The 11,491-nt window shown below is 42.7% G+C and carries 8 protein-coding genes and 1 rRNA gene; 3 read left to right on the top strand and 6 right to left on the bottom strand.

Translation table 11 applies throughout. From position 1 onward, the window contains the following. Window positions 1-113: 113 nt before the first annotated feature. On the bottom strand, window positions 114-1,799 hold the full coding sequence (ilvD, locus tag BJN41_RS09805; RefSeq protein ID WP_070154895.1) for a dihydroxy-acid dehydratase: 1,686 nt from the start codon (window positions 1,797-1,799) through the stop codon (window positions 114-116). 218 nt (window positions 1,800-2,017) lie between these two features. Next, entirely contained in the window at window positions 2,018-3,847 is a 1,830-nt protein-coding gene (ilvD, locus tag BJN41_RS09800; RefSeq protein ID WP_070154893.1) for a dihydroxy-acid dehydratase, read from the bottom strand. Between the two features lie 375 nt (window positions 3,848-4,222). Between ilvD (BJN41_RS09800) and fmt the strand changes: the two genes are divergently transcribed. Both fmt and rsmB read left to right on the top strand, forming a co-directional pair. After that, the gene (fmt, locus tag BJN41_RS09795) at window positions 4,223-5,185 is read left to right on the top strand and encodes a methionyl-tRNA formyltransferase (RefSeq protein WP_070154891.1); all 963 of its coding nucleotides are present in this window, start codon (window positions 4,223-4,225) and stop codon (window positions 5,183-5,185) included. Beyond that, on the top strand, window positions 5,182-6,489 hold the full coding sequence (rsmB, locus tag BJN41_RS09790) for a 16S rRNA (cytosine(967)-C(5))-methyltransferase RsmB (protein ID WP_070154889.1): 1,308 nt from the start codon (window positions 5,182-5,184) through the stop codon (window positions 6,487-6,489). Before fmt ends, rsmB begins: the two co-directional genes overlap by 4 nt. A 128-nt stretch (window positions 6,490-6,617) precedes the next feature. Here rsmB and BJN41_RS14815 read toward each other — a convergent pair whose 3' ends face one another. The 3 genes from BJN41_RS14815 to BJN41_RS09780 all read right to left on the bottom strand — a co-directional run bounded on the left by BJN41_RS14815 (window position 6,618) and on the right by BJN41_RS09780 (window position 10,222). Beyond that, window positions 6,618-6,728: a methionine/alanine import family NSS transporter small subunit gene (locus BJN41_RS14815; RefSeq protein WP_004970370.1), complete on the bottom strand. Its 111-nt coding sequence runs from the start codon at window positions 6,726-6,728 to the stop codon at window positions 6,618-6,620. Window position 6,729: 1 nt separating this feature from the next. Next, a complete protein-coding gene (locus BJN41_RS09785; protein WP_070154887.1) occupies window positions 6,730-8,214 on the bottom strand; it encodes a sodium-dependent transporter in 1,485 nt (494 codons plus the stop codon). Window positions 8,215-8,779: 565 nt separating this feature from the next. Next, on the bottom strand, window positions 8,780-10,222 hold the full coding sequence (locus BJN41_RS09780; protein WP_070154884.1) for an aldehyde dehydrogenase family protein: 1,443 nt from the start codon (window positions 10,220-10,222) through the stop codon (window positions 8,780-8,782). A 173-nt stretch (window positions 10,223-10,395) separates the two neighbouring features. On the opposite strand from BJN41_RS09780, the gene BJN41_RS09775 reads away from it, so the two are divergent. Further along, window positions 10,396-11,079 (top strand): TIGR04219 family outer membrane beta-barrel protein, encoded by a 684-nt coding sequence (locus BJN41_RS09775; RefSeq protein ID WP_070154882.1) that lies wholly within the window; start codon window positions 10,396-10,398, stop codon window positions 11,077-11,079. A gap of 121 nt (window positions 11,080-11,200) precedes the next feature. On the opposite strand, the gene rrf is transcribed toward BJN41_RS09775, so the two are convergent. Next, window positions 11,201-11,315 (bottom strand): 5S ribosomal RNA (rrf, locus tag BJN41_RS09770). Window positions 11,316-11,491 lie beyond the last annotated feature (176 nt).

Genomic DNA, 11,491 nt, shown 5'->3' with positions numbered 1-11,491 from the left:
CAGCCTCTAAAAAGAAAATCCTTGTGGTTTGGGGACAAGCCACATGCAAATCATGTGCGCTCGTCCTTCAATAGTACACAAGGATTTATATCAATTCATATAAAAATGAGCAATTAAACCTCTAAATTCAGATCAGTCACTGCACCTTTTTCTGCACCCGATGCCAATTTAGCAAATTTCGCCAATGCACCATGGGTATAGTTTGGCTTTGGTTTGACCCATGCCGATTTACGCGCTGCCATTTCCTCTTCCGACACATGCCAAGTCATTTCACGGGTTTCAGCATTAATCGAAATTTTATCGCCATTTTTCACCAAACCAATTGGCCCACCTTCATACGCTTCTGGGGTCACATGTCCAATCACAAAACCGTGACTGCCACCCGAAAAACGTCCATCGGTAATTAACGCGACTGAATTACCCAAGCCCTTGCCAATAATTGCAGATGTCGGTTTCAGCATTTCTGGCATACCTGGGCCACCTTTAGGGCCTTCACCACGAATCACAACTACTTCACCTTCTTGCACTTCACCATCTAAAATGCCGCGCATCGCACCAATTTCACCTTCAAAGACACGCGCAGGGCCCTCAAAATACAAGCCTTCTTTGCCTGTAATTTTTGCCACTGCACCCGTAGGCGATAAGTTGCCTTTTAAAACCACCAAGTGCGAATCTTTTTTGATTGGTGCATCAAACGGTAAAATAATCTGCTGACCTTCAGGATAATCGGCAACATCGGCCAAGTTTTCTGCCAAAGTTTTACCTGTAACCGTTAAGCAAGAACCATCGAGCATGCCAGCATCTAGCATGCGTTTCATCAATGGTTTGATTCCGCCAATGGCAATCAGCTCCGACATTAAATATTTACCAGATGGACGTACATCGGCCACCACTGGAGTTTCCTGACCAATACGCACGAAATCATCGAGTGTGAGTTCAACCCCTGCAGAATGTGCCATGGCAATTAAATGCAACACGCCATTCGTCGATCCACCCAAAGCAATCAGCACTTTAATGGCATTTTCAAAGGCAGATTTGGTCATAATGTCACGTGGTTTAATATCCAAACGTAACAAATTCATGACTGCTTCGCCTGCACGTTGGCAGTCATCCATTTTGTCTTGAGAAACAGCTTCTTGTGCTGAAGACCCCGGCAAACTCATGCCCAGTGCTTCAATCGCCGATGCCATAGAGTTCGCGGTGTACATGCCACCACACGAGCCTGCACCCGGCAAAGCCACTTCTTCGATCTGCTTGACCTGAATTTCGTTAATTTCCCCTTTGGCGTGCTGACCCACGGCTTCAAACACCGAAATAATATCGGTATGTCCTGCACCCGGTTTAATCGTGCCGCCATAAACAAACAAGCCCGGACGGTTTAAACGCGCCAATCCCATAATGCAACCTGGCATGTTTTTATCACAGCCACCAATGGCAATCACACCATCATAGGCCTGACAGCCCACCACAGCTTCAATTGAATCGGCAATGATTTCACGTGAAACCAATGAGTATTTCATACCCTCAGTGCCGTTTGAAATCCCGTCTGAAATGGTGATGGTATTGAAAATAATGCCTTTACCACCTGCCTGATTCACGCCTGTTTCTGCTTCACGCGCCAAGCCATCGATATGCATATTACATGGTGTGACATTGGCCCAAGTCGATGCAATGCCAATAAATGGACGAGTAAAATCTTCATCCTTAAAACCCACCGCACGCATCATGGAGCGTGCAGGTGCATTTTCAATGCCTTCATAGACTTCGGCTGAATGTTCGCGGATATTCTGTTTACTCATGGCTGATTCCTTAGCGAGATGGGTGAAATGTCGTGTTCATTATGACGATTTATTTTATTTTTCATTGTATCGAAAGCAGGCAGGATGTAAACGAAAATGCCTGTCTAATTTTATTGATCGAATTTGTTGCACTACTGACATCGCTCATTGCAGACTCATAAAAAAAGCACCCCGATTTTGGAGTGCTTTTTATGGCAGCTTAAATTGCCAAGTACTGCTTAGATTTCACGTACCGCACCTTTTGCCGCACTGGTGGTGTGCATGGCATAGGCTTTCAACGCTTTAGAAATTTTACGTGGACGTTCTTCTGCAGGATGCCAACCTTTGGCTTCTTGCGCTTCACGACGTGCCGCCATAGTGGCGTCATCTACTGCCAAGTGAATGCTGCGGTTTGGAATATCAATTTCGATACGGTCACCATCTTCAACCAAACCAATCGCACCACCTTCAGCCGCTTCTGGAGAAACGTGACCAATTGAAAGACCTGAAGAACCGCCCGAGAAACGACCATCGGTCAGTAAGGCACATTCTTTGCCTAAACCTTTCGATTTCAAATAGCTGGTTGGATAGAGCATTTCTTGCATACCTGGGCCACCACGTGGACCTTCGTAGCGAATCACCACTACATCACCCGCTGTGATTTTACCGCCCAAAATCGCGTCTACTGCAGCATCCTGACTTTCAAAAACACGTGCTGTGCCGTTAAATTTCAAAATGGAATCATCCACACCTGCAGTTTTGACAATACAACCATCCAAAGCGATGTTGCCGTAAAGTACCGCCAAACCACCATCTTTAGAGAAGGCGTGTTCTGCATTACGAATCACACCATTGTCACGGTCACCATCTAAACGTGAATAGTAACGGTCTTGTGAGAATGCAGTTTGGGTGGGTACGCCGCCCGGTGCAGAACGGAAGAACTGGTAAACGTCTTCATTTTCGGTACGGATGATGTCCCATTTATCCAAAGCATCTTTTAAAGTCGCTTCGTGAACTGTGCCTACTGAAGTGTCCAATAAACCTGCGCGATCCAGCTCACCTAAAATAGACATGATACCGCCCGCACGGTGTACATCTTCCATGTGAACGTCTTGTTTGGCAGGTGCAACTTTACACAATACAGGTACTTTACGTGATAAACGGTCAATATCATCCATGGTGAAATCTACACCTGCTTCATTGGCAGCCGCCAACAAGTGCAATACGGTGTTGGTTGAACCGCCCATGGCAATGTCCAACGTCATAGCATTTTCATAAGATGCTTTGGTTGCAATTGAACGTGGCAATACGCTGTAATCGTCTTGTTCATAATGGCGTTTGGCCAATTCCACAATCAACTGACCTGCTTTATCAAACAGTTTTTTACGGTTGGCGTGAGTTGCTAGAATTGAGCCGTTGCCAGGTAGAGATAAACCTAAGGCTTCTGTTAAGCAGTTCATTGAGTTGGCAGTGAACATCCCTGAGCATGAACCACACGTTGGACATGCTGAGCGCTCGTATTCAGCGACTTCTTCATCGGTATAGTTATCATCTGCCGCTACAATCATCGCATCAATCAAGTCAATCGCGTGTTCATTGCCACGAATTTTGACTTTACCTGCTTCCATTGGGCCGCCAGATACAAACACCACTGGAATGTTTAGGCGCATGGCAGCCATCAGCATCCCTGGGGTAATTTTGTCACAGTTGGAGATACAGACCATAGCATCGGCACAGTGCGCGTTGACCATGTATTCTACCGAGTCGGCAATCAAGTCACGTGATGGCAATGAATACAACATGCCGTCATGGCCCATGGCAATCCCGTCATCTACGGCAATGGTGTTAAATTCTTTAGCCACACCACCTGCCGCCTGAATTTGTTCTGCCACCATTTGACCGAGGTCTTTTAAATGCACATGGCCAGGTACAAATTGGGTAAATGAGTTGACCACCGCAATAATCGGCTTACCGAAATCTTCGTCTTTCATACCCGTTGCACGCCATAAGCCGCGTGCACCCGCCATATTTCTTCCGTGTGTCGATGTTTTTGAACGATAGTCAGGCATTATAAAGTTCCAACTGGGTTGTGCTGAAATGAATCTGAAATTCATTCTGGCGAAATAATACTGTTTGCAAGATCTGTATCACTGCAAAACAGTTTAAGAATCTTTCTATTTTACTACAGCTTGAGGTAGTAAGGCTGCTGCTTTAGCGACTTTATGATGGATAAAAAGTGACGAAAACCCACAGCACTTTGTTGATCATACTGAATTCAATACAAAACTTTCATGAATAATTTTTAAATTTTGCATTACTAATTTTTATCATAATGATTTTTAGCGCAGCACAGCGACAAGGTGGATTTATTACAACCCGTTCCGACCTTTGGGCCGCAATTTGTTATAATTGCCGCGTCATCTAAAACTATGGGTTGATTTCCATTGAAAATCGTTTTTGCAGGTACGCCTGAATTTGCTGCAAGCGCTTTGGCAGCACTCCTGAACACCGAACATGAGATTGTCGCAGTTTACACTCAGCCTGATCGTAGAGCAGGACGCGGACAAAAACTCACAGCATCTGCGGTGAAGCAATTGGCACTTCAACACGATCTTCCTGTCTATCAACCTTTGCATTTTAAATCATCTACTGAAGAAGGTCTGGCGGCTCAACAAGAATTAGCTGCATTGAATGCCGATGTGATGGTGGTTGCGGCCTATGGTTTAATTTTGCCGCAAGTGGTTTTAGATACACCTAAATATGGCTGCTTGAATATTCACGGTTCTTTATTGCCACGTTGGCGTGGTGCAGCACCGATTCAGCGTGCTATTGCCACAGGGGATACTGAAACAGGCATCACCATTATGAAAATGGCTGCGGGCTTAGATACGGGCGATATGATGTATAAAACCCGATGCCCAATTACTAAAACAGACACCTCTGCCACTTTACATGACAAACTGGCGCAGCAAGGCGCCGAAGCAATTGTTGAAGTATTGGCTTCAGAACAAAAATTACAAGACTATTTGGCTGCGCGTGAAGTACAAGATGAAGCCTTAACAGTCTATGCACACAAACTGACCAAAGCCGAAGCGCAAATTAACTGGTCACAAACTGCAGCCGAAATTGACCGTAATATCCGTGCTTTTAACCCGTGGCCGGTGGCATTTATCCCTTTAGACGACACTAAAAACTTACGCGTGTGGGGTTCAGCATTATCAGATGAATCTGCACAAGGTCAAGTGCCTGGCACAATATTAAAACTGGACAAACAAGGTGTACACGTCGCTTGTGGTGATCAACAAGCAGTGTGCTTAAGCTCGTTGCAATGGCCAGGTGCTAAACCGCTGAATCCTGTACAAATCATTCAAACCCAAAAACTTCAAACAGGACAAGTTCTCGCATGAGCCATTCTGAATCAGGCAACTCACATTTGAACTTGCGTGCCCAAGTTATTCGTACGCTACTTGCTGTACAACAAGGGCAATCATTGGCGAKCATTTTACCTGTACATTTAAACAAAGTATCAGAACGTGACCGCGCCTTGTTTCATGAGCTGGTTTTGGGCACCTTGCGTCAATGGTATGCCCTAAAAAGCATTACTTTGCCGCTGTTGGTAAAACCACTCAACAATGAAACCGTTGAAACCTGTTTATATGTTGGCTTATATCAAGTGCTGTGTACCCGTGTAGCCAGTCATGCCGCAATTTCCGAAACCGTAACTGCAGCCAAACAATTGGGCTATCAGCCGCTCAGTGGTGTGGTCAATGCGATTCTGCGTCGTGTTTCACGTGAAACATCGGAATTTCAAACGGCTTTGGCGAAAGCACATGGTTTGCCAAGTTGGTTGTATAAACGCCTAAAAAAAGATTGGCCCGAACAACTAGAACAACTGACGCAAACGTTAAAGCAAACGGCCCCGCTAACCTTAAGAGTCAATACACGCCAAATTAGCCGTGAAGACTATTTAGAAATTTTGCAGGAACAAGAGATTGCTGCAGAAGCTTGCACCGTGTCTGAAGTTGGTATTGTGATGCTGCAAAATGTGCACATTCCAGACTTGCCTGGTTTTGATGAAGGTATTTTTTCAGTACAGGACGAACATGCCCAACTGTGTGCAACGCTCTTGCCAAATTTAGATGGCAAAGTGGTGGTGGATGCCTGCGCAGCACCTGGGGGTAAAACAGCACATCTGCTTGAAAAGTTTCAGCCTAAAAAATTGATTGCCTTAGATCAGGATGCCAAACGTCTGTTACGTGTCAGCGAAAACCTAGAACGTCTGCAACTGAATCAAGAAGCGCAAGTCGAAATTTTGGCTGCCGATGCAACCACATGGAATGCCAGTGAAGCGGTGGACTGTATTGTATTGGATGCGCCATGCTCTGCCATTGGGGTCTTGCGTCGTCATCCAGATATTCGTTTGCTGCGCCAATCTAGTGATATTCAGCAAACAGTGGCTTTACAGCAACAGATTTTGCAGCAGATGTGGCAGCAACTCAAAGTTGGCGGCACCTTGCTTTACATTACCTGCTCGGTTTTAAAAGCCGAAAATGAACAGCAAATGCAGCTATTCTTTGCCGAGCATCAAAATGCCAAAGAAGTCAAACTAAATGCAGATTGGGGTATTCCACAATTATATGGACGCCAATTATTACCGCAAGAAGGACGCGGTGATGGTTTTTATTATTGTCGTATTGAAAAAACCGCCTAAGGTGTTTTTGTTTTAACGATCCTTCTCATTTAATAGCCTTTCCAAAAAAATAACCCTTGAATCAATCAAGGGTTATTTTATTTAGTCGGTGCAATGCTTTACAGCATCGCACCCATTCAGCAAAATGCTTAGTCTTCAAGTTCATCTGGGTTTTTGATCAGGTGAATCATCGCCAAAACCAAACCACCCCAAAGTACCACTGTTGAAATAATCAACATCACCAATGCAGATGTATTCATGTTATTTCTCCGCTGTGTCTTGATCTTTTAAACGACTAAACAATACCGCACCAATAATAAAGAGCGCCACGGTACCACCACCCACGGTGAGTAAAATGTGTAATGGATAACCCCCATAGCCTTCTGCAAAAATAGATTTAAGGGTTAAAGCTAAAGCGACTAGCAATGAAAGCGGAGTCACGATGGTTAATAGGATATTCCAGCCCAAACCCAATTTAATACTTGAGTATTGGTTAACGTGTTGCTGCAATTCTTTGAGCAATGGACGACGGAACCAAGTCACCAAAATAATCGACAATAAACCACCACCAACAATACCAATGTTGTTGGCAAAGTAATCAATGATGTCGACAAAAGTAATCGCACTGTGGGTAGAGAATAAAATAGTTGAAACAATTGCTGAACCACCTGCAATAATGGTTACTGCACGCTTACGCGACCAACCCAGTTTGTCTTGGAACGCAGCAATAGGCACTTGCAGAATACTCACCATTGAAGTCACCCCTGCAACCGTCAATGAAGCGAAGAATAAGAAACCAAATAAATCGCCACCAGCACCCAAGCTAGATATGATTTTTGGGAATGCAATAAAAGCTAAACCAATACCACCCGAAACCACTTCATCTACCGATGAACCTGCGCTGTACGCCATAAAACCAAGTGCGGCAAAAATACCAATACCCGCTAAAATTTCAAAAGATGAGTTTGCAAGTGCAACCACCAAGCCTGAACCAGTCAAGTTAGTTTTACGTTTTAGGTATGATGAGTAGGTCAACATAATCCCAAACCCAACTGAAAGCGAGAAGAAGATATGACCAAAGGCAGCTAACCATACTTTATAATTCGTCATCGCTTCCCAGTTAGGCGTAAAGAAAGCATTTAAGCCATCGACTGCACCCGGTAAACGTAACGCTTGAACCACGAGAATAGAGAATAAAATCAGCAAAAGTGGTATAAAAATTTTATTTGACAGCTCAACGCCTTTTTTTACCCCACCATATAAAATGAACATCACCACCGCCCACACGATGACTAAGCCAATAAATAAGGTTGGTACAAAACCAAAGGCTAAACCTTCACCATTTTGTAAGTAGCTTGTGAAAAAGAATTTTTCAGTGTCTGTTCCCCATTGCTGACCAATGGAATAGAACATATAACTGCCTGCCCAAGACAATACGCTAGCATAATAAATACCAATCAGCAAAGTCACCATCACCTGCCACCAGCCCAATGCTTCACTGTTCATGAGCTTTTTATAAGCGGTTGGTGGTGCTTTACGGTATTTATGCCCGACTGCATAGTCCAAAAACAGCAATGGCAAACCTGCGGCAAAGATCGCAATTAAATAAGGGATTAAAAATGCGCCGCCGCCATTTTCATAGGCAACATAAGGGAAACGCCAAATATTACCCAACCCGACCGCAGAACCAATGGCTGCGATAATAAAGCCTGATCGCGCGGACCAACTCTCACGAGAATCTGTCATAGAACACCTAAACTTCAGGCTATTTTTTGCTGCTTGTTTTTTAATTCTGACCTTTTATATAAATAATTTGCTTTTTCATTAGCTTAAATTTACTTTATATAACGGTACTTTAGCGCACGCAAAAAATATCCAGCAAAAAATAATAATCTGGGTGTTTGCTTTAGAGTCACACCTTTTGAGCATCAAAATCTAAAGGTCAAACAGCAAAATATTCGGAAAATCTTGCTTAAAGTCTTTGCCTAATATTCACTTTTGTATGGCTTAACAATACTCATTTTTGAACAATTTTTCTGTAAATTCTGCTTAGAAAGATGCTTTTTGCATGCTTATTTTAATCAAACGTTCAAATTACACTCCATTTTGACTTGATTTTTTAGTTATACGTTCTATAACTATTTGGAATGAAATTGTGATGCTATTTGAGTTATTTTACTTTTCATCTATTTTACACTAGCGCTGTAGCTGATTATTCACCGAACTCCAGCGCTTTCGTGAATCATCTCAAAATTCAGAGTTAACTCCACCTTTATCTCTGTTTATGCCAATACATCATCATATTAAATATTTAACGCTTAATCACTAATAAACGCTCTTCCTGCATATCCCGAATAGCAGATTGAATTCCCTCACGCCCTAAACCCGAATCTTTCACGCCACCATAAGGCATATTATCCACGCGGAAAGAAGGGATATCATTAATAATCACCCCTCCGACCTGTAACTGATCCCATGCGTAAAGCATTTTTTCCAAGCTTTGTGTATAAATACCCGCCTGTAAACCAAAACGACTTTGGTTGATACGTGCAATTCCTTGCTCAAAAGATGAATATTTTTCCAAAATGGCAACAGGGCCAAAAACTTCATCTTTATAAACCTCCAAATTTGGATCGACTTGTTCTAATAAAGTCGGCTCAAACATCACACCTTTCAGCTCACCACCTGCCAATATTTTTGCACCTTTTTTCACCGCTTTATCAATCCACTTTTTCAAGCGCTGCGCTTCAGCTTCCTTAATCATTGGCCCGACTAAAGTACTGTCCAAATCAGGATCTGCTGCTTTAATTTTCTTAAGCTGACTCACAAGTTTCTTTTTCAGTTCAGCATACACGTCGTCATGCGCCAAAATACGTTGCACACTAATACACACCTGCCCTGCATGATTATACGCCCCACTAATTAAGCGATGAATCAATGCATCATTCAGTTCAGTATCGGGTTCAATCATCACCGCTGCATTGCCGCCCAACTCTAGGGTTACTTTTTTTCGTCCTGCGCGGGCTTTCATATCCCAACCCACCACATCTGAACCAGTAAAACTGAGCAGTTTAAAACGGTCATCAGTCACTAAAACATCGGCTTGCTCACGCTCACAAGGTAATACTGAAAACGCACCTTGAGGTAAATCTGTTTCAGCCAACACTTCTGCAATTTTCAATGCTGAAATAGGCGTGGCGCTGGCAGGTTTTAATACAAAAGGGCAACCTGCAGCAATCGCGGGCGCAATTTTATGTGCAGTTAAATTCAACGGAAAATTAAAAGGGCTAATCAAAGACACAGCACCAATCGGTACATGCTTAACCATCCCTTGATAATTCGCAGCAGCAGCCGTCACCGCCAACGGTAAAATTCGTCCTTCATCTAGTTGAGACACAGCATCTGCCGCAATTTGGAAGGTATTAATTAAACGCTCGACTTCTGCCATCGCAGCCAAACGTGGTTTTCCACCTTCGGCAATTAAAATTTCGACTAATTCTTCACGCATGTTTTGAAAACGCTGCACACAATGCAAGAGAATTTTTTGTTTTTGAAAGGGCTGTAATTTTGCCATTTCTGCTTCAGCTTTTACTGCTGCACGAATAGCTTTTTCAATACTTTTCGTATCGGCAAGTGCAACACGCGCATATACTTTTTGAGAATATTTATGCTGAACGGCTAACCATTGCCCTGTTTCTACTGCTTTATTGGCAAGATAGAGCGGGTAATCGACAGGTGGATGGACATTTTGCATACTGAAATCCTCTATTTTTGGCGCGAATTAGGCTATATTTTTACAAGAATTTTAATTCAAGAAAATGTATGATGCGCTAAGTTGGACAATATTTCACATGATTTTTTGTCACGAGAACATCACAACACCAAACTATTCATCCCAAATGATGATGAAAAATACTTAGGGTTTATATGCTTACATTACAACGTTTTGCTTTAGCATGCAGTTTAATTGGTTGTTCAGCGGTGCATGCCGATATTATTGGGGTAAAAGCCAGTGTAGATTATTGGAAATATAGCGCAGACTGGAATCAGGTCCAGTTATCACCAAACTTAGATAACGATTTTGCCTTACCCTTCAGTCTGGCAGTAGAACATCCTGTTCCTTTTTTACCCAATGCCAAAATTAAGCATGCCAATTTGCAGGCCGAAAGCGAGCAAAGCGCTGCTGGTGTAAAAATCAATCAGCTGGATTTAGATTACTCAGACTTCATTTTATATTATGAAATTTTAGATAACATTGTTGCAGCAGATGTTGGATTTGGTGCCAAAGTACTTGAAGGCGACTTAAGATCGAATTTGTTTTCGACACAAGACGTCAGTGAAACTTTACCTATGCTGTATGCAGAAGCAGCAGTCAAATTACCGTTTACGGGTTTAAGTGCCAAAGCTGAAGCTAATTACGCCAAAAATAGCGACAATGAAGTTCGTGATGCTCAGGCAGAAATTAAATATAACTTTGTCGATACCGTTTTGGTCGATGTGGGTTTAAAAGCGGGCTATCGCATTTTAGATATTAAGCTCAATCAAGATTCCAATCAGGAAACTCAATTAGAGTTTAAAGGTCCATATTTAGGCTTAGAAGCACATTTCTAAGTATTTGATATTCAATAATTTTAAAAGCCTTAAATTATGTTTAAGGCTTTTTATTCTTCTTAATATTTTCTATATGCAAAAAAGTCCCCGATCTGATTAAGAAAGGGGACTTAGAATAATGAGCTGGCGATGACTTACTCTCACATGGGTAACCCCACACTACCATCAGCGCGAAGAGGTTTCACTTCTGAGTTCGGGAAGGGATCAGGTGGTTCACTCTTGCTATTGTCGCCAGCACAACTGTTTATGGACTTGTTCGGGTCTTAGTTACTTTGCTTTTGCATGTAATGCCTTACTTGGTTCCAAATGAGTTATTAACAGGTTGGCTATTGGGTCTGAATTTTATTGTTTAGCCTTAACTAAATCAAGTTTTTGTTTGATCGTTAGATCAATATGAAATCGATTGATGCTT

Source organism: Acinetobacter towneri (assembly GCF_001758345.1).
GTDB classification, from domain to species: Bacteria; Pseudomonadota; Gammaproteobacteria; order Pseudomonadales; family Moraxellaceae; genus Acinetobacter; species Acinetobacter towneri_A.
This window is presented reverse-complemented; position numbering and strand designations above follow the sequence as displayed.

Excerpts from the sequence above, each read along its gene's own strand:
- ilvD (WP_070154895.1), bottom strand. The coding sequence starts at position 1,799 with ATGAGTAAACAGAATATCCGCGAACATTCAGCCGAAGTCTATGAAGGC.
- ilvD (WP_070154893.1), bottom strand. The coding sequence starts at position 3,847 with ATGCCTGACTATCGTTCAAAAACATCGACACACGGAAGAAATATGGCG.
- BJN41_RS14815 (WP_004970370.1), bottom strand. The coding sequence starts at position 6,728 with ATGAATACATCTGCATTGGTGATGTTGATTATTTCAACAGTGGTACTT.
- BJN41_RS09785 (WP_070154887.1), bottom strand. The coding sequence starts at position 8,214 with ATGACAGATTCTCGTGAGAGTTGGTCCGCGCGATCAGGCTTTATTATC.
- BJN41_RS09780 (WP_070154884.1), bottom strand. The coding sequence starts at position 10,222 with ATGCAAAATGTCCATCCACCTGTCGATTACCCGCTCTATCTTGCCAAT.
- BJN41_RS09775 (WP_070154882.1), top strand. The coding sequence starts at position 10,396 with ATGCTTACATTACAACGTTTTGCTTTAGCATGCAGTTTAATTGGTTGT.